At 71.1% G+C, this 18,296-nt stretch carries 17 protein-coding genes and 1 pseudogene; 12 read left to right on the plus strand and 6 right to left on the minus strand.

Features of this window, described 5'->3' with window-relative positions:
• Window positions 1-64 precede the first annotated feature (64 nt).
• Window positions 65-1,258: an RtcB family protein gene (locus tag SLV14N_RS22055; protein ID WP_208682981.1), complete on the plus strand. Its 1,194-nt coding sequence runs from the start codon at window positions 65-67 to the stop codon at window positions 1,256-1,258.
• A gap of 25 nt (window positions 1,259-1,283) precedes the next feature.
• Here the strand turns inward: SLV14N_RS22055 and SLV14N_RS22060 are convergent, their stop codons facing one another.
• The 3 genes from SLV14N_RS22060 to SLV14N_RS22070 all read right to left on the minus strand — a co-directional run bounded on the left by SLV14N_RS22060 (window position 1,284) and on the right by SLV14N_RS22070 (window position 4,280).
• A complete protein-coding gene (locus SLV14N_RS22060) occupies window positions 1,284-2,906 on the minus strand; it encodes an alpha/beta hydrolase (protein WP_263270745.1) in 1,623 nt (540 codons plus the stop codon).
• A gap of 199 nt (window positions 2,907-3,105) precedes the next feature.
• Window positions 3,106-3,864, minus strand: a complete 759-nt coding sequence (locus SLV14N_RS22065) for an SDR family oxidoreductase (protein ID WP_127151766.1) — start codon at window positions 3,862-3,864, stop codon at window positions 3,106-3,108.
• 80 nt (window positions 3,865-3,944) lie between these two features.
• Window positions 3,945-4,280, minus strand: a complete 336-nt coding sequence (locus SLV14N_RS22070; RefSeq protein ID WP_127151765.1) for a YnfA family protein — start codon at window positions 4,278-4,280, stop codon at window positions 3,945-3,947.
• Window positions 4,281-4,388: 108 nt separating this feature from the next.
• Here SLV14N_RS22070 and SLV14N_RS22075 point away from each other — a divergent pair, with 108 nt between their 5' ends.
• Window positions 4,389-5,114 (plus strand): AAA family ATPase, encoded by a 726-nt coding sequence (locus tag SLV14N_RS22075; RefSeq protein WP_263270746.1) that lies wholly within the window; start codon window positions 4,389-4,391, stop codon window positions 5,112-5,114.
• Here the strand turns inward: SLV14N_RS22075 and SLV14N_RS22080 are convergent.
• Entirely contained in the window at window positions 5,071-6,681 is a 1,611-nt protein-coding gene (locus SLV14N_RS22080; protein ID WP_263270747.1) for an FAD-dependent monooxygenase, read from the minus strand. The genes SLV14N_RS22075 and SLV14N_RS22080 overlap by 44 nt on opposite strands.
• Window positions 6,682-6,823: 142 nt before the next feature.
• On the opposite strand from SLV14N_RS22080, the gene SLV14N_RS22085 reads away from it, so the two are divergent.
• On the plus strand, window positions 6,824-7,525 hold the full coding sequence (locus SLV14N_RS22085) for a TetR family transcriptional regulator (RefSeq protein WP_263270748.1): 702 nt from the start codon (window positions 6,824-6,826) through the stop codon (window positions 7,523-7,525).
• 36 nt (window positions 7,526-7,561) lie between these two features.
• Here SLV14N_RS22085 and SLV14N_RS22090 read toward each other — a convergent pair.
• Window positions 7,562-7,945, minus strand: a pseudogene (locus SLV14N_RS22090) (helix-turn-helix domain-containing protein); the annotation flags it as partial.
• Between the two features lie 241 nt (window positions 7,946-8,186).
• Between SLV14N_RS22090 and SLV14N_RS22095 the strand changes: the two are divergent.
• Together SLV14N_RS22095 and SLV14N_RS22100 are read left to right on the plus strand one after the other, a co-directional pair.
• Window positions 8,187-8,702, plus strand: coding sequence for a cupin domain-containing protein (locus SLV14N_RS22095; protein ID WP_208682990.1), 516 nt, complete (start codon window positions 8,187-8,189; stop codon window positions 8,700-8,702).
• Complete coding sequence (locus tag SLV14N_RS22100; protein ID WP_263273239.1) at window positions 8,699-9,508, plus strand: SDR family NAD(P)-dependent oxidoreductase; 810 nt, start codon at window positions 8,699-8,701, stop codon at window positions 9,506-9,508. Before SLV14N_RS22095 ends, SLV14N_RS22100 begins: the two co-directional genes overlap by 4 nt.
• Window positions 9,509-9,571: 63 nt before the next feature.
• Here the strand turns inward: SLV14N_RS22100 and SLV14N_RS22105 are convergent, their stop codons facing one another.
• Complete coding sequence (locus SLV14N_RS22105) at window positions 9,572-10,138, minus strand: hypothetical protein (RefSeq protein WP_263270750.1); 567 nt, start codon at window positions 10,136-10,138, stop codon at window positions 9,572-9,574.
• A gap of 325 nt (window positions 10,139-10,463) precedes the next feature.
• On the opposite strand from SLV14N_RS22105, the gene hemL reads away from it, so the two are divergent.
• From hemL to ccsB, 7 genes are all read left to right on the plus strand, one after another.
• Entirely contained in the window at window positions 10,464-11,771 is a 1,308-nt protein-coding gene (gene hemL, locus SLV14N_RS22110) for a glutamate-1-semialdehyde 2,1-aminomutase (protein ID WP_208682995.1), read from the plus strand.
• Between the two features lie 57 nt (window positions 11,772-11,828).
• A complete protein-coding gene (locus tag SLV14N_RS22115; RefSeq protein ID WP_208682997.1) occupies window positions 11,829-12,509 on the plus strand; it encodes a histidine phosphatase family protein in 681 nt (226 codons plus the stop codon).
• Window positions 12,510-12,654: 145 nt separating this feature from the next.
• Window positions 12,655-13,878: a hypothetical protein gene (locus SLV14N_RS22120; RefSeq protein ID WP_263270752.1), complete on the plus strand. Its 1,224-nt coding sequence runs from the start codon at window positions 12,655-12,657 to the stop codon at window positions 13,876-13,878.
• Window positions 13,879-13,955: 77 nt separating this feature from the next.
• Window positions 13,956-14,570 carry a TlpA disulfide reductase family protein gene (locus SLV14N_RS22125; protein WP_018091009.1) on the plus strand — a complete coding sequence of 205 codons (615 nt, stop codon included), beginning with the start codon at window positions 13,956-13,958 and terminating at the stop codon, window positions 14,568-14,570.
• A 4-nt stretch (window positions 14,571-14,574) separates the two neighbouring features.
• A complete protein-coding gene (locus SLV14N_RS22130; protein WP_263270754.1) occupies window positions 14,575-15,336 on the plus strand; it encodes a cytochrome c biogenesis CcdA family protein in 762 nt (253 codons plus the stop codon).
• A 3-nt stretch (window positions 15,337-15,339) separates the two neighbouring features.
• Window positions 15,340-17,133 carry a cytochrome c biogenesis protein ResB gene (locus tag SLV14N_RS22135; RefSeq protein WP_263270755.1) on the plus strand — a complete coding sequence of 598 codons (1,794 nt, stop codon included), beginning with the start codon at window positions 15,340-15,342 and terminating at the stop codon, window positions 17,131-17,133.
• Window positions 17,130-18,221, plus strand: coding sequence for a c-type cytochrome biogenesis protein CcsB (gene ccsB / locus SLV14N_RS22140; RefSeq protein ID WP_263270757.1), 1,092 nt, complete (start codon window positions 17,130-17,132; stop codon window positions 18,219-18,221). Before SLV14N_RS22135 ends, ccsB begins: the two co-directional genes overlap by 4 nt.
• Window positions 18,222-18,296: the final 75 nt, after the last annotated feature.

Below are 18,296 nucleotides of genomic sequence, written 5' to 3' on the forward strand. Positions count from 1 at the left end.
GTCCAAGATCGGATAACTTGTCCGGCTTTTGCGTTTTTCATAAATTCGGGGGAATGAGGAAGTTATGCCGTACGTCGAGGTACCGGGTGCCCAGGTGCCGATCCGGATGTGGACGGACCCGGCCACGGTCGAGGGCGTCGCGATGCAGCAGCTGCGCAATGTCGCCACCCTGCCGTGGATCAAGGGCCTGGCCGTGATGCCGGACGTCCACTACGGCAAGGGCGCCACGGTCGGCTCGGTGATCGCCATGCGCGGCGCGGTCTGCCCGGCGGCGGTCGGGGTCGACATCGGCTGCGGAATGAGCGCGGTGCGGACCTCGCTCACCGCCAACGACCTGCCCGGTGATCTCTCCCGGCTGCGCTCGAAGATCGAGCAGGCGATTCCGGTGGGCCGGGGGATGCATGACGATCCGGTGGACCCGGGACGGATCCACGGTTTCCCGACGGCCCGGTGGGACGACTTCTGGGCGCGGTTCGACGGGGTCGCCGACGCGGTCAAGTTCCGTCAGGAGCGGGCCACGAAGCAGATGGGGTCGCTCGGTTCGGGCAACCACTTCATCGAGTTCTGCCTCGATGACGACGGGGTGGTGTGGCTGATGCTGCACTCCGGCTCCCGGAACATCGGCAAGGAACTGGCCGAGTTCCACATGGGCCAGGCGCAGAAGCTGCCGCACAACCAGGGCCTGGTCGACCGTGACCTCGCCGTCTTCATCGCGGACACCCCGCCGATGGCGGCGTACCGCAACGACCTGTTCTGGGCGCAGGAGTACGCCAAGCACAACCGGGCCGTGATGATGGCGCTCTTCCAGGACGTCGTCCGCAAGGAGTTCAGGAAGGCGAAGGTGACCTTCGAGGACGTGATCTCCTGCCACCACAACTATGTGGCGGAGGAGCAGTACGACGGCCTGGACCTGCTGGTGACCCGTAAGGGCGCGATCCGGGCGGGCAGCGGCGAGTACGGGATCATCCCGGGCTCGATGGGCACCGGCTCGTACATCGTCAAGGGCCTGGGCAACGCCGCGTCCTTCAACTCCGCCTCCCACGGCGCCGGCCGCAAGATGAGCCGGAACGCCGCGAAGAAGCGGTTCTCCACCCGGGACCTGGAGGAGCAGACGCGGGGCGTGGAGTGCCGTAAGGACTCCGGTGTGGTGGACGAGATCCCGGGTGCCTACAAGCCGATCGAGAAGGTCATCGACCAGCAGCGGGACCTGGTCGAGGTCGTCGCGAAGCTCAAGCAGGTCATCTGCGTCAAGGGCTGACCCGGCCTGCGGGGCGACCGCCGGCTCAGGAGACGAGGCCGGCCATCGCTCCGCCGCCGGTGGCGACGCCGCCGCTCGGCCTGGGGGCGGAGAAGGGGGGCGTGTCCGGCCGGCACACCGCTCCGGCCGGCGGGAGCGTGCCGCCGATGAAGTAGCGGCTCTCGTACGCCTTGACGCAGCTGCTGGGGTTGAGCAGTGCGGTGTGCCCGTACCCGTGGTGGGTGAGCAGCCGGGCGTGGGCCAGCTCCTTGGTCATGGCCTGCGCGCCCGAGTAGGGGGTGGCGGGGTCGTAGACGGTGCCGATCACGAGGACGGGGTGCGCCGTCGGCGTGTTCCACGGGCCGCGGTAGCGGTCGGCGGCGACCGCCGGCCAGGTGGCACACGGCTCCGCGGCCCAGGTCCAGAAGCGTCCGGTGTCGCCCGCGCGCAGGGCACTGGCCTCCTCCAGGGCGTGGTAGACCCCGGTGTCACGCGGATTGGGGCTGTCGGAGCAGAGGATGGCACTCGCCTGTTCCACGCCGGTGTACGGATTCGGGACCGGTGGTGCGGGGAGGGGCGTGGGCGGCCGCGGGACGCGGCCCCGCCACAGGTCCTGCAGCCTGCCGGCGAGGTCCGTCCATCCGGGGTGGACGATGTCGAGGCCGCTCACCACGTCATCGACCGTCTTGCCGTAGGTCCATGTGCCCACCGGATGCTCCCGCAGGCGCCGCATCAGCTGGTCGAACCTGTCCCGGGTCGCCTTCGGGCTGCCGGCGGAGAAGGCGCAGCGGGCGGTGGTCGTGGCGCCGCACAGGGCGAGGAACTGGTCCAGGATCGCGGCCGCGCCGAGGTCCGCGCCCATGCGCAGGAATATCGGGCGCCGGGGGGCGGTGTGCGAGGCGTGGTCCGTCCAGGCCTGTGGGTCGATGGTGCTGTCGACGGCCAGGGCGCGGACCTTGCCGGGGAAGAGGTTGGCGTAGGTGGCGCCGAGGAACGAGCCGTACGAGGTCCCGAGGTAGGTGAGTTGCGCGTCGCCCACCGCGCGGCGGAGCCGGTCGAGGTCGTGAGCGATGTCGGCGGTCGACATATGGCGCAGCAGCTCGGGGTCACGTTGCCCGCAGCGGCGGGCCAGCTCCTCGAACGCGCTGATCCAGGTCTTCCGCTCCTGTGCGCCGACCGGGAAACCGGCCGGTTTGCTCGCCTCCCAGGCCTCGGCATCCCCAGGTCGCGCGAAGCAGTTCACGGCGGTGCTGTGGCCGACCCCGCGGGTGTCCCAGCTGACGATGTCGAACCGCTCCCGCACCTCGCGCGGGAAGAACGGGTAATTCTGCGGCATCTGGACCGTTCCCGGCCCGCCGGGTCCGCCGGGGTTGAAGAACAGGGTGCCGATGCGCCGCCCGGGACCGGTCGCCTTCCGTTTGATGACGGCCAGTTCGATGGTGCGACCGCCGGGGTTGCGGTAGTCCAGCGGCACCTTCGCGGTCGCGCAGTCGAACGCCCTGTCCCGGACGCAGGGTTTCCACTCCAGCCGCGGGGCGGACGCCGGAGGTGACGGCGGACCGCCGGCCGCGGCGAGGTCCGGGCCGGTGAGTGCCGTCGAGCAGGTCACCAGTGCGGTGAGGACCGCGGCACCACGCCTACGGCCCGCTGTGCGCCCGGATATGAGCATGGCTCGTCCTTCCACGGCCGAGCGCCCGATGCCACCCCTGCGCGGGACGTCGGCACGCCTCCGTGTCCACCACACCGCGGTCCGGCACCGGCCGCGAGCCAACCGCCGCCGAATGGCCGAGCTCCTGGCGCCCGGTGGGGGTCACCCAGGCCCCGTATGCAGGGGCCGGCGGCCCGGCGGGGGCGGCCCGCAGGGTGTCTCAACTGCTGCGGTGGACCTTGGAGTTGGAGGCCTGGGCGCGCGGGCGGACCACCAGGAGGTCGACATTGACATGGGAGGGGCGGGTGATCGCCCAGGTGATGGTGTCGGCGACATCCTCCGCGCTGAGCGGCTGGTCGACGCCCTCGTAGACCTTGGCGGCCTTGGTGGTGTCGCCACGGAAGCGGGTGGTGGCGAACTCGTCGGTCTTGACCATGCCCGGGGCGACCTCGATGACGCGCACCGGCTCGCCGCACAGCTCCAGGCGGAGGGTCTCGGCGATGACATGGGCGCCGTGCTTGGCGGCGACATAACCGCCGCCGCCCTCGTAGGTGCCATGGCCAGCGGTGGAGGAGAGCACGACGACGGTGCCGTCGCCGGAGGCGGTGAGCACGGGCAGCAGCGCCTGGGTCATATGGAGCACGCCCAGCACATTGACCTCGTACATGGTCCGCCAGTCGGCGGGGTCACCGGTGGCGACCGGCTCCGCACCGAGGGCGCCGCCGGCGTTGTTGACCAGTACGTCGACGGACGGGTAGCGGTCGAGGGCGGCCGCGAAGGCGTCGACGGCGGCGCGGTCGGTGACGTCGAGGGCGTAGGCCTCGGCGTGCGGCAGCTCGGCGGCGAGCGCTTCGATGCGGTCCTTGCGGCGGGCGGTGAGCACCACGTGGTAGCCGGCCGCGGCCAGCGCTCGCGCGGTGGCGGCGCCGATGCCGCTGCTCGCTCCGGTGACGACGGCGGTACGGGCCTCGGCGGTCATGCACTCTCCTCGGGCGATGGGTCCCCCTGCTCCGCACGAGCCGGGGGGAGGACGGTCCGCGGCCAGGATATGCAGGCGGGTCAACGTCCCCTGGGGGCGTACATGATCACTGCCATGCCGGCCAGGCAGACCAGCGCGCCGATCACGTCCCAGCGGTCGGGGCGGTAGCCGTCGGCGACCATGCCCCAGGCCAGCGATCCGGCGACGAAGACACCGCCGTACGCGGCGAGGATCCGGCCGAATGCGGCGTCCGGCTGGAGCGTGGCGACAAAGCCGTACACGCCGAGCGCGAGCACTCCGGCGCCGATCCAGGCCCAGCCCTTGTGCTCGCGGACGCCCTGCCAGACCAGCCAGGCACCGCCGATCTCGAAGAGGGCGGCGACGACGAAGAGGGCGGCGGAGCGGGCGATCAGCATGGGGGAAGCGTACGGAGCGGGAGCCCGGCTCCCGGGCGGGCGGGGCGACTGTCAGTGGGGTGGCTGCGGGCGGGGCGACTGTCAGTGGGGTGTGAGAGCTTCGGGGGCATGCTGATCGAACGGGCTTACGTGGACGTTCCGGAGGGGGCGGGGGCGGCCGAGGACGGCTGGCCCTGGACGGTGCCGTGTGTGCGCCAGCTGGCCGAGGAGGGGCTGGCCTTCCGCGCTCCGGTCACTTTCCTGGTGGGGGAGAACGGTTCGGGGAAATCGACCCTGGCCGAGGCGCTGGCGGAGGGTTTCGGGCTGGATCCGTACGGCGGCAAGGCCGGATACAAGTACGTCAGCTCGCGGGAGAGGTCGCTGCTCGGTGGACTGATGCGGTTCGATCCGACGCAGGAGGGGCGCCGGATGGTGCGCGGGCCGCGGGTCCGCCGAAAAGGGTTCTTCCTGCGGGCCGAGACCGCGATGGTGGCGTTGAACGGGGAGCTGTCGCAGTCCCCGGACGACATGAGCCATGGGGAGGGCTTTCTGATGGCCTTCCGGGAGCGGTTCTCGCAGCGGGGCCTGTATGTGATGGACGAGCCGGAGGCGGCACTGTCCTTCTCCTCCTGTCTTGAACTGGTGGGGCTGATGGACGAGTTGGGGAGGGGTGGCGCGCAGATCATCTGCGCCACCCACTCCCCGCTGCTGACGGCGCTGCCGGGTGCCGAGATCGTCGAGGTCGGCGAGCACGGGATGCGGCGAGTGGAGTGGGCGGAGCTGGGGCTGGTCGACCACTGGCGGCGCTATCTCAACGACCCGCGGGCGTATCTGCGGCATGTATTGGAGGGGTGAGGGCGGTGGCTATGAGGGCCCCGTCCTCGGCCCCGGTCCAGTGGGCGAGCGCGCCCCGTAGCGCCGCGGCGCGCTCGGCGGGGGCGGTGGCGTCGGTGGCCCAGGCGATATAGCCGTCGGGGCGGACGAGAAGGGCCGTGCGGCGGGGGCTCCGCCAGGAGGCGGTCACCACGCGGCCGGCAGCGGGGCGAGGGGAGTCCCCGCCGCCCGCCGGGGCCTGGGGGACGCCGGGCTCGCCGGCGGGGGTGATGAGGACGAACCGGCCCTGGCGGAGGAGCTCATAGAGGCGGCCACCGCCGGCCAGCCGGATGTCGGGGGCGCGGTGGCCCGCGAGGGGGTGGGCGCCGGGCCCGGCCGGATAGGCGATGCCGATGCCGGAGATGGTGCGGATCGCCCGGCGGGACAGCGGCCGCAGACGGTCGATGAGCTGGGCGCCGAGGGCGCGGACGGCGTCCCCGGGGGCGGTGGGCAGCAGGGCGAGCCGGATGAGGGCGCCGCTGCTGCGCAGGGCCTGCCTGCCCACCGGGTGGCGCTCGGTCTGATAGCTGTCCAGCAGGCTGTCGGGAGCGTGGCCCTGGAGCACCGCGGCCAGTTTCCAGCTGAGGTTGGCGGCGTCCTGCAGGCCGGTGTTCATTCCCATGGCGCCGGCGGGGGAGTGCACATGCGCGGCGTCGCCGGCGAGGAAGACACGGCCGACCCGGTAGGTGGGGACCTGGCGCTCGTCGCTGTGGAAGCGGGAGACCCAGCGGGCGTCGTGCATGCCGTAGTCACTGCCGAGGGCGAGCCGGGTCAGCTCGCGGATCTCATCGAGGTCGGCCGGGGCGTCGTCGTCGGCCTGGTGGCGGCGGTTCCAGCCGATGACGCGGTACAAGCCGCCGCCGAACGAGGCGATCAGCGCGAAGGCCTCGCCGTTGGCATTGACCATGAGCGGGGAATCGGGCTCCTGGGCCAGCCGGACATCGGCGAGCACCAGGGAGCGGATCACGGACTTGCCGGGGAAGGGCAGGCCGATCACCTCGCGGACGGTGCTGCGGACGCCGTCGGTGCCGACGACATGGGCGGCGCGGACGGCGCCGAGCCCTTCGGCGGTGCGGAAGCGCACCGTCACACCGTTGGCGTCCTGGTCGAGGCCGAGCACCTCGGAGTCGTGGCGGAAGGTGACACCGGCCCGGCGGGCCCGGCGCTCCAGCAGCCGCTCGACCTCGAACTGGGGCGTGACCAGCACGAAGGGGAAGCGGGTGCGGAGCCGGGTCGGGTCGATGGTGGCCCGGCCGAAGAGACGGAGGCCGGTGAGCGGATGGCCGCCGGCGACCAGTTCATCGGCGAGGCCGCGGGCATCGAGCTGCTCCAGGGTGCGGGCATGCACGACCAGGGCGCGGGTGAGGTTGCTGATCTCGGCGGGGCGTCGCTCCAGAAGCGTGACGCCCAGCCCCGCCTCGGCGAGGTCTCCGGCGAGCAGCAGGCCGGTCGGTCCGGCGCCCACGACGATGACGTCCGTGTCGCGCCCCTCGCGGGCCGGGTCGGCCCCGCTCTCGCTCCGGCCGGTCCTGCGGTTCATGGCGTCCATGGCTTCCGCCTCCTGTGCCTGCTGTGACGGTGACTGCGGCTGTGGCTGATGGCTGTGCCAACGCATGTTGGTCAACGCTTGTTGGCAAGCGTAGGGCGGCCGGGCCTGGCATGTCAACAGTCGTTGGCCTACAGTTGTTGACATGGTCGAACATGCCCCCTCCACCACGGATGCCGTGCCGGACGCCGCCCCCGCCGCGGCATCCGCTGCGATGTCCGATGCCGTCGCGGACCCCGACGCCGCCCCCGACGCCGAGGGCCCCGCGCCCGGCGAAGCGGCCGACCCCGCCCGCCCCCGCCGCTCCGCCGCGACCCGGGCCGCGATCCTCGCCGCCGCCAGGGACCGCTTCGCCGCGGACGGCTACGAGCGCGCCACCATCCGCGCCATCGCCAGGGACGCGGACATCGACCCGTCGATGGTGATGCGCTACTACGGCAACAAGGCCGGCCTCTTCGCGGCCGCCTCCGAGATCGAAGTGCACGCCCCGGACCTCACCCACTTCCCGCGCGAGGAGGCCGGTGCCCGGCTCGTCCGCCATTTCGTGGAGCGCTGGGAGTGCGACGAGACGCTGACGGCGATGATGCGCGTCGGCGTCACCAACGAGGCGGGCGCGGAGCGGATGCGCGGTGTGTTCGCCGAGCAGATCAAGCCGGTCCTCGCCGCGGTCTGCCCGGTGCCCGAGGAGGCGCCGACCCGCGCCGCGCTGATCGCCTCCCAGATACTCGGCATGGCGCTGTGCCGCTATGTGCTGCACCTCCCGCCGGCTGTCGGCCTCAGCCACGACGAGGTCATCGCCTGGCTGGCGCCCACCGTCCAGCGCTATCTGACGGCCGAACACCCCTGACCGCCACCGGGGCCGGGCGGCCTGCCCGGCGGTCGCTCACCGCGCGTACGCGGTCGGCGGGACCCCGACGGTGGCGGTGACATCGCGGACCAGATGCGCCTGGTCGCTGTAGCCCAGCTCGGCGGCGAGCGCGGCCCAGTCGACCTCCGCATCGGAGGCGGCGCGCTCCAGGGCCTCGTGCACCCGGTAGCGCAGCAGCACCCACTTGGGGCTGACCCCGACATATCCGGCGAACAGCCGCTGCAGGGCCCGTACGGACAGGCCCTCGGTCCGTGCGAAGTCCGCGACCCGGCGGATCGTACGGTCGGTGCGGATCCGGTCGGCCAGCCCCATGGCGAGCTCGGCCTGGGCGAGAGTCCGCGGCCCGGCCCGCAGCAGCGGGGTCAGAAAGGCGTCGAGCGCGGCCACCCGGGCGTCCTCGCCCGGCCGGCTCCAGTACGGCGGCCGCGGCACGGGTCGGCCCGAAGGCGGCGGCCAGCGGAGACGGGCCGCGACCCGCACTGGACGGCCGGCTGACGGAGCGTCGGCCGGGGGGTGGGCCGGGGCCTCGCCGGAGCGTCGCCGGCCGCCTCGGACACGTCCGATTTTGCCCGCCTCACGCGGACTTCGTGCCTAGGCTGAATCAACCGGCAGTCGCAGACGAGGCGGAGGCAGCCCGCAGATGGATGAGCACCGCACCTCCCGTGACCGCCTTCCCGAGGCGCTGATCGACTTCTACGGGCTGGTGCCGCTGCCCCGTGAGGGCGGGCGGTACCGGCGTACATGGGCGGGCCCCGAGCGTCCCGACGGGCGGCCAGAGGGGACGGCGATCGTGATGCTGCTGACCGCCGAGCCGGGTGACTTCTCCGCGCTGCACCGGCTCCCGTCCGACGAGATCTGGCACTTCTACCGGGGCGATCCGCTCACCCTCTTCCTCCTCCGGGAGGACGGCGGCGGGGGCACGGCCCGTACGGTCGTCCTCGGGCCGGACGTCCTGGGCGGGCAGCATGTCCAGTTCACGGTGCCGGCCGGTACGTGGATGGCCGCCGATGTGGCCGACGGCGGCTCCTGGACGCTCTTCGGCTGCACGATGGCGCCCGGTTTCACCTTCGAGGACTACGAGCACGGGGACGCCGCCGTACTGGCCGCGCGCTTCCCCGGGGAGGCAGCGTGGATCACCGCCCTGAGCCGGCCATGACCGACACCTCGTCCGACGCCCCGTCCGGCGCCCCCCGCCACCCCGGCCTCCCCGACCTCCGGGACCAGGTCGCCCTCGTCACCGGCGCCGCCGGCATCCTCGGCCGCGGTATCGCGCTGCGGTTCGCCGCCGCGGGCGCCGCCGTCGTCGCGCATTACCGTACGGGCGCCGACGCGGCGCGGGCGCTGGTCACGCAGATCGAGGCGGACGGCGGGAGCGCGCTGGCGCTGCGCGCCGATCTGGCCGTCGAGGAGGAGTGCCACCGACTGGTGACGGAGGCGGCCGGCTGGCGCGGGCGGCTCACCGCGCTGGTGAACAACGCGGGCGTGCAGCCGACCCAGGAGCTGGCGGAGATGTCGCTCGCCGACTGGCGGGCGGTGACGGACCCGAATGTGCACAGCGTCTTCGCCTGCACCCAGGCCGCGGCGGCCGTGATGCGGGCGGCCGGCGGCGGCTCGGTGACCCATATCGCCTCGATCGAGGCGGACCGTCCGGCGCCGCGGCATGCCCACTACTGCGCGTCGAAGGCGGCGGTGGTGATGCATGCCCGCGCGGCGGCGCTGGAGTACGGGCCGGACGGTATCCGCGTCAACAGCGTCTCGCCGGGCCTGATCGGCCGGCCCGGCCTGGCGGAGGACTGGCCGGAGGGGGTGCATCGCTGGCAAGCGGCGGTGCCCGCCGGGCGGTTGGGCACACCCGAGGACGTGGGCGATGCCTGTGTCTTCCTCGCCTCGCCGATGGCGTCCTGGATCACCGGTCACGAGCTGGTCGTGGACGGCGGTGTCTCGGCCCGCCCCACGTGGTGACCGGCGGGGCCCGGCGAGCGGCCCGCCGTCCCCTGCGCAGGCCGCCGCACCCGCGCTGAACCGTTACGGCCAGACCAGGCAGTACGCCTGGTGCCCCGCCTCGTGCAGCCGGTGGCTGAAGTCCTGCCACTCGTGCAGCAGCTGGTAGACGGTGAAGGCGTCCCGCGGGCCCCCGCGGTCGGGAACGGTGGACCAGATGAAGGCGGCCGCGCCGACCGACTCCTCGCCGACCCCGCGCAGCGGGTCGACCACGGTCATGGGGAGCTTGACGACGGCGTAGTCGGGGTGGAGGACGACGAGTTCGAGCGGCGGAACCTTATGGAGCGGTATGCCCTCTATGCCGGTGAGGACCATGGCGGCCATCGTCTCCGGCTTGATCTTGCTGAACATGCCGCCCATGCCGAGCTCGTCACCGCCGAGCTCCTCGGGACGCATGGAGACCGGCACCCGGGCCGCGGTCGCACCGTTGGGCGCACCGAAGTACCTGTACGTCACCCCCATGCGGCCGCCTCTGATTTCCCCGCCCGTGGTCCTGTTGCCCGTGGATTCCTCGCGCCGGTGACGGCCGCGCTGGGCGCGCTCGGGACCCCGGTCATTGGTTCCCTCGCCCAGTTCGCCACCGCGATGCATATCTCCACCCGACCACTCGCAGCCCCAGCCGCGCAACCCGATCATCGTCTCAGAGACCTCCCCCGTCACCGGCGCGTGAAACGCCCGGCCGCACGCCCCCGTGCGCCTCTGAGACCATTGCTTGCGTGACTTACTCGTACGTCTCCACAGTTTCGCAGACGAGTGGGGGCTGACGCCCGGTCGAAAGCGAGAGGAATCAAAAAAGGATCGAGATTGAACCGAGCGGCGCCTGAAGGCGTACCGCGAGGGGATTCCCGCACCGTTGTCAGCCGGGCCGTGCCCACGCGCCGCTGCCCTCCCTCCGTTTATGCAGGTCAGGATCACCGTGTCTTTTCCGTATGAAGCCCCTGTTTCGCAGTCGCTGTTCGACCGTGCGTCCGCCGTGACGCCGGGCGGCGTCAACTCTCCGGTGCGGGCGTTCCGCGCCGTGGGTGGTACGCCCCGGTTCATGGTGTCCGGTACCGGTCCGTACCTCACCGACGCCGACGGCCGTGAGTATGTCGACCTTGTGTGCTCGTGGGGACCGATGATTCTCGGTCACTCGCACCCCGAGGTGATCGCCGCGGTCCAGGAGGCCGTCGCCCGCGGTACGTCCTTCGGTACGCCGGGCGCGGGCGAGGTCGAGCTGGCCGAGGAGATCGTGGCCCGGATCGAGCCGGTCGAGCAGGTGCGGCTGGTCTCCAGCGGCACCGAGGCAACGATGTCGGCGATCCGGCTGGCCCGCGGGTTCACCGGCCGGCCGAAGGTGATCAAGTTCGCGGGCTGCTACCACGGGCATGTGGACGCGCTGCTGGCCGCGGCCGGGTCGGGCGTGGCGACCTTCGGGCTGCCCGACACGCCGGGGGTCACGGGCGCGCAGGCCGGCGACACGATCGTGCTGCCGTACAACGACCTGGAGGCGGCGCGGGCCGCGTTCGCCGCGCACCCGGGGGAGATCGCCTGTGTGATCACGGAGGCGTCGCCGGGCAACATGGGCGTGGTGCCGCCGCTGCCGGGCTTCAACCAGGGCCTGAAGGATCTGTGCTCCGCCGACGGCGCGCTCTACATCTCCGACGAGGTGATGACCGGCTTCCGTGTCAGCAAGGCCGGCTGGTACGGGATCGATGGGGTACGTCCGGATCTGATGACCTTCGGGAAGGTCATGGGCGGCGGCTTCCCGGCCGCGGCCTTCGGCGGCCGGGCGGACGTGATGGCGCATCTCGCCCCGGCCGGCCCGGTCTACCAGGCGGGCACCCTGTCCGGGAACCCGATCGCCACCGCCGCCGGTGTCGCGCAGCTGCGGCTGCTGGACGACGCCGCCTACGAGAAGGTCGACGCGGTCTCGGCGGAGGTGCGGGGCCTGGTCACCGCGGCGCTGGCGAAGGAGGGCGTGGCGCACCGGCTCCAGACCGCGGGGAACATGTTCACGGTCTTCTTCACGGACGCCGAGGTGACCGACTACGACGGGGCCAAGGCGCAGGAGACGTTCCGCTTCACCGCCTTCTTCCACTCGATGCTCTCGCAGGGCGTCTACCTCCCGCCGTCCGCCTTCGAGTCGTGGTTCGTCTCGACCGCGCACGACACGGCGGCCGTCGAGCGGATCGCCGCCGCCCTGCCGGCCGCCGCGCGCGCCGCGGCCGCGGCGACGGCCTGAGACGGCTGCGGGCGCACGGGCCGGCGACCGCTTGAGACGACTGAATGAATGGGTGACATGAGCAGCGAAGACATCACCGTCGTGCATCTGATGCGGCATGGCGAGGTGCACAACCCCGACGGCGTTCTCTACGGGCGCCGCCCCGGCTACCACCTCTCCGACCTGGGGCGGAAGATGGCCGACCGGGTGGCGGAGCATCTCGCGGAGCGGGACATCACACATGTCGTCGCCTCGCCGCTGGAGCGTGCGCAGGAGACCGCGGTGCCGGTCGCCGGTGCGCACGGTCTGGAGCTCGCCACCGACGAGCGACTGATCGAGGCGGGCAATGTCTTCGAGGGGAAGACCTTCGGGGTCGGCGACGGTGCGCTGAAGAAGCCGGGGAACTGGAAGTACCTGACGAACCCGTTCCGGCCGTCCTGGGGTGAGCCGTACATCGAGCAGGTCGTACGGATGATGGCGGCGCTGGGCGCGGCGCGCGATGCCGCACGGGGCCACGAGGCGGTCGCGGTCAGCCATCAGCTGCCGATCTGGATCGTGCGCAGCTTCGCGGAGCGGCGGCGGCTGTGGCACGACCCGCGGAGGCGGCAGTGCACGCTGGCCTCGCTGACGTCGTTCACCTTCCACGGCGACAAGATCGTTTCGGTGGGGTACAGCGAACCGGCGCGCGACCTGGTTCCCTCCCATCTTCTGGCGGGCGCCAAACCCGTCAAGGGAAAGGCCAAGGCCTTCGGGGCCTGACGGTGCATCACTTGGCGCAACGTCAAAAGCCCGCAGAATGAAATACCTGAGCGATTGACCCGGATCCCCCGACGCTCAACATGCCCTCCACTCGGTTGTCCGTTTATATGGATATTGAGTTCGGCGAGCACGAGGGGACGAGGGTATGCGCGCGATCAGCCGGCGAAACCTGCTGGGTATGGGAGTTGGGGCAGCCGCGGCGCTGGGCGTCGCCGGCTGCTCCTCGCCGGACCCGGACGCGGGAGCCAACAAGCAGCGCGCGAAGAACTCCGTCCAGGCCCGCCCCAAGCTCATCGGTGACGGCTCGACAGCGAATTCCGGTGCCCAGCCCCATCAGCCGAAATCCCCCGAACGGCTGGAGCCCGGTCAGACCCCGCCGCAGTTCGTGGTCTTCTCCTGGGACGGTGCGGGAGAGGTTGGCAACGGCCTCTTCCCCCGCTTTCTCAAGCTCGCCAGGGACCATGGCGCGGCCATGACCTTCTTCCTCTCCGGGGTGTATCTCCTCCCGGAATCCCAAAAGCACCTCTACGAACCGCCGAAGAATCCGCGGGGCGCCTCCGACATCGGCTACCTCAGCGATGCCCACATCAAGGAGACGCTCAGGTACCTGCGGGAGGCCTGGCTGGACGGCCATGAGATCGGCACCCACTTCAACGGGCACTTCTGCTCCGGTTCGGGCGCCGTCCGGCACTGGACCCCGCGGGAGTGGCAGTCCGAGATCGACCAGGCGATGGACTTCGTCACCCGGTGGCGGACCCATACCGGCTTCACCGATCTGGAGCCGCTGCCCTTCGACTACCGGAAAGAACTGGTCGGCAGCCGTACGCCATGTCTCCTCGGGCAGAAAAATCTGCTGCCCACCGCCAGGGAACTCGGCTGGCGCTATGACGCCAGTTCACCCGGTGGTGTGCAGATGTGGCCGAAGAAGAAAATGGGCCTCTGGGACTTCCCGCTCCAGCAGATCCCGTTCCCGGGACACTCTTTCGAGGTCCTCTCGATGGACTACAACCTCCTCGCCAATCAGTCGAAGCACTCGACGAAGGCCCCGCCGGTCAACTACCCGGGCTGGCGGCAGCAGGCCACCGACGCGTATATCTCCGGATTCCGCCGGGCGTACGAGACCAACCGTGCGCCCTTCTTCGTCGGCAATCATTTCGAGCAGTGGAACGGCGGCATCTATATGGACGCCGTCGAGGACGCGATCAAACACATTGCCAATGAGCAGAACCGCGATGTCCATCTGGTGTCGTTCCGGCAGTTCACCGACTGGATCGACGCACAGGACCCGGAGGTGCTGCGCAGGCTCCAGCGGATCCCCGTCGGACAGCGGCCGTCCGGCGGCTGGAAGTCCTATCTGACCGCGGCCTGACAGGTCCCTTCGCGCGGGGACGCGGCCGGTGAGGGGGGCGTGGAAGATCCGGAAATGGCCCATGCGAAACTTTTCACATGAGTGCCTGCCGCGCCCCACGCCGCCTCACGAGCCGCCGCCGCGTCGCCCTGCTCGCCGCAGGGGCCGCGGCCGCCGCGCTGACCTTGAGCGCCTGCGGCGACGGCGCCTCCGGCGGCTCCGCCCAGACCCGCTTCGTCCAGGGCAAGAACGGTGTCGACACCGTCAAGAAGGGCGAGCGGCAGCCGGCGCCCGAGCTCTCCGGTGAGAGCACCACCGGCAAGAAGCTGGACGTCGCCGACTACAAGGGCAAGGTCGTCATCCTCAACGTCTGGGGATCATGGTGCGGCCCCTGTATCGCCGAGGCGCCGAACTTCTCCAAGGTCGCGAACGAGACCAAGGACAAGGGCGTCCAGTTCCTCGGGATCAACACCCGCGACTCCGAGAAGTCGCAGGCCACCAGCTTCGAGGAAGAGCACAAGGTGCCCTACCCGAGCCTGTTCGACCCGACCGGCCGGCTGATGCTCCGCTTCCCCAAGGGCAGCCTCAACCCGCAGTCCATCCCCTCCACGATCGCCATCGACCGGCAGGGCAAGATCGCCGCGCGCTCGATCGGCCCGCTCGCGGAGGACGATCTGCGCAAGATGGTCGAACCGCTGATCGCCGAGAAGTGATCACGTGAACCTGCTCGCCGCCGCCGCGGAGAACCAGACCGTCCTCAACGGCACTCTGCTCGCCGCCGCCCCCATCGCGCTCCTCGCCGGACTCGTCTCGTTCTTCTCGCCCTGTGTCCTGCCGCTGGTGCCGGGCTATATGTCGTACGTCACCGGCGTCACCGGCACCGACCTCGGCGAGGCCAAGCGCGGCCGGATGCTGGCCGGCGCCGCCCTCTTCGTCCTCGGCTTCACCGCCGTCTTCGTCTCCGGCGGCGCGCTCTTCGGGTTCGTCGGCCGGGACCTGCAGGAGTACAAGGACGTCATCTCGCGCGTCCTCGGCGTGCTGATGATCGTGCTCGGGCTGGCCTTCGCCGGCGTCCTCAAGCGCTTCGGACAGCGTGAATTCCGCTTCCACAAGAAGCCCGCCATGGGTCTGGCCGGCGCGCCGGTGCTCGGGGTGCTCTTCGGCGTCGGCTGGACACCGTGCCTGAGCCCCACCTTCGCCGCCGTCAGCACCCTCACGTTCTACGATGCCAGCGCCGTCCGCGGCGCCCTGCTCACCGTGGCGTACTGCCTGGGTCTGGGCCTGCCGTTCATCGCGGTCGCGCTGGCCTTCCGCCGGGTGCTCGGCGCCTTCGGCTGGGTCAAGCGGCACTACCTGCTGGTGATGCGGCTCGGCGGCGGCATGATGATCGCGCTCGGCATCCTCCTCGTCACCGGCGTCTGGGACAGTCTGATGTCCGAGGTGCAGGCCTGGACGCAAAGCTCCACCGTTGGGATCTGATTGATGTCCACCAAGACCGGCACCCCCCGCGACGAGGGCCCCGCGGCCGACACGGGCAGCGATCTCGGCGCGGCCGGGTCCCAGCTCTCGACCGCGCCCACGGAGGACGTCGCCCTCCCCTCGCTCGGCCCCCTCGGCTGGGCGCGCTGGTTCTGGCGGCAGCTGACCTCGATGCGGGTCGCGCTGCTGCTGCTCTTCCTGCTGTCCGTCGGCGCCATCCCCGGCTCGCTGATCCCGCAGACCAGCATCGACCCGGTCAAGGTCGACCAGTTCAAGAACGAGCACACCACCCTCGCCGACATCTACGACAAGCTCGGGATGTTCCACGTCTACAGCTCGGTGTGGTTCTCGGCGATCTACCTGCTGCTGTTCATCTCGCTGATCGGCTGCATCGTGCCGCGCAGCTGGCAGTTCGTCGGACAGCTCCGCGGCCGCCCGCCGGCCGCCCCGCGCCGGCTGACCCGGCTGCCCGCGTACACCACCTGGCGCACCAACGCGGCGCCCGAGGAGGTCCTCGGGGCGGCGCATCGGCTGCTGAAGAAGCGGCGGTTCCGCGCACACCTGCACGGCACCGCCGTCGCCGCCGAGAAGGGCTATCTGCGGGAGGTCGGCAACCTCGTCTTCCACCTCGCGCTGATCGTGATGCTGGTGGCGTTCGCCGTCGGCAGCCTGTGGAAGTCCGAGGGCGGCAAGCTGATCACCGAGGGCGACGGCTTCGCCAACAGCCTCACCCAGTACGACGACTTCACATCCGGTGCCTTCTTCGACACCGACACCCTGGAGCCCTTCGGCTTCACCCTCAACAAGTTCGAGGCGACCTACGAGCGGTCCGGCCCGGAGAAGGGCACCCCGCGGATCTTCCGCGCCCACATCACGTACTTCTCCGGCGCGGACGGCAAGGAGCACAAGACCGCGATCGAGGTGAACACCCCGCTCGACATCGCCGGCTCCAAGGTCTACCTGCTCAACCACGGCTACGCGCCAGAGGTCACCGTCAAGGACGGCCGCGGCAAGGTCGTCTACAAGGGCGCGGTGCCCTTCCTCCCGCAGGACCCCAAGAACTTCACCTCGACCGGTGTGGTGAAGGTGCCCGGCGCGCAGACCAAGGGCGGCAAGCCCAACCAGCTCGGCTTCCAGGGCTTCTTCGTGCCGACCTTCGGCGGCAAGGGCTCCGGCTCGATGTTCTCCCAGTTCCCCGCGCTGGACTACCCGGTGCTGACGCTGACCGCCTACCACGGTGACCTGGGCGTCGGCTCCGGGCTGCCGCAGAACGTCTACCAGCTCGACAAGAAGCGCCTCAAGCAATACAAGGACAAGGGCCGCCCGGTCGCCAAGATGATGCTGCCCGGCGAGACGATGAAGCTGCCCAACGGTGACGGCAGCATCAAGTTCACCGGCATCAAGAGCTGGGCCAGCTTCAAGATCAGCCACCAGCCCGGCAACGGTCTCGCCCTGACCGGCGCGGCCGCCGCCCTGGTCGGCCTGGCCGGCTCGCTGTTCATCCAGCGGCGCCGGGTGTGGATCCGCGCCGAAGCGGACGCCGACGGGCACACCGTCGTCGAGCTGGCCGGACTCGGCCGCAGCGAGTCCGCCCGGCTGCCGGAGGAACTCGCCGAGCTCGCGCTGGCACTGGAGCCCGACGCCCCCCTCGCCCCGGCCACCGGCGACGACGGCCGGGCACCCGACCCGAAGCCCGGACCGGCCCCGGACGCCGGTCCCGGCCCCGACTCCGAAGACCCCGCGGAGCCCACTGACTCTGACGGACCTGCTGACCCCTCTGAAGGAGCGCGCGCGTGAACCTCGCTGCCGCAGCCAACGAGACAATGGCGCACAACAGCAACCTGCTGGTCTATTCGGCGATGGCGGTCTACACGCTCGCCTTCCTCGCCCACATGGCCGAGTGGGTGTTCGGCAGCCGCAGCAGGGTCGGCCGCACCGCCGCCGCCCTGACCGTCCAGGCCCAGGCGCCCGCGACGGCATCCGCCCGGTCCGGTGCGAGCGGCTCCGCCGGAACCGCCGTACTGGAGCGCCCCAAGGTCATCAGCAGGTCCGCCCCCGGCAGCCGCGATGTCCCCGACGGGCCGGGTGCCGCGGGCGGCACCGAGAAGGGCGACCTCTACGGGCGGATCGCCATCTCGCTGACGGTGCTGGCCTGGGCGCTGCACGTGGGCGGCGTCGTCACCCGCGCCCTGTCCGTGCAGCGTGCCCCCTGGGGCAACATGTACGAGTTCTCCACGACCTTCGCCGCGGTCGCGGTGGGCCTCTTCCTGCTGCTGCTCGTGCTCAAGAAGAACGTCCGCTGGATCGGCCTCCCGCTGGTCACCAGCGTCCTGCTGGACCTCGGTCTGGCCGTCTCGGTGCTCTACACCGCCAGCGACCAGCTGGTGCCGGCGCTGCACTCGTACTGGCTGTGGATCCACGTCAGCTGCGCGATCATCTCCGGCGCGGCGCTCTACCTCGGTGCCGTCTCCACGGGGCTGTTCCTCTTCCGCGACCGCCACGAGGCCAAGCTCGCCGACCCGACGGGCAAGCAGCCCGGCGCCTTCGCCACCTCCGTGCTGGAGCGGCTGCCCTCCGCCGCCTCGCTCGACAAGTTCGCCTACCGCATCAACGCCACCGTCTTCCCGCTGTGGACGTTCACCATCATCGCGGGCGCCATCTGGGCCGAGGCCGCCTGGGGCCGCTACTGGGGCTGGGACCCCAAGGAGGTCTGGTCCTTCATCACCTGGGTCGCCTACGCCGGCTATCTGCACGCCCGCGCCACCGCCGGCTGGAAGGGCCGCAAGGCCGCCTGGCTCGGCCTGATCGCCTTCGCCTGCTACCTGTTCAACTACTACGGCGTGAACATCTTCGTGTCGGGCCTGCACTCGTACGCGGGAGTCTGACCGCAGCGGTACCGCCGCCGGCGTGCTCCACGGCGGTGCGAACCGCCGCCCCGGTGCCGTACGGGAGGCCTCGTC

It is taken from the genome of Streptomyces sp. Je 1-4 4N24 (assembly GCF_026239515.1).
Taxonomy (GTDB): Bacteria; Actinomycetota; Actinomycetes; order Streptomycetales; family Streptomycetaceae; genus Streptomyces; species Streptomyces nigrescens.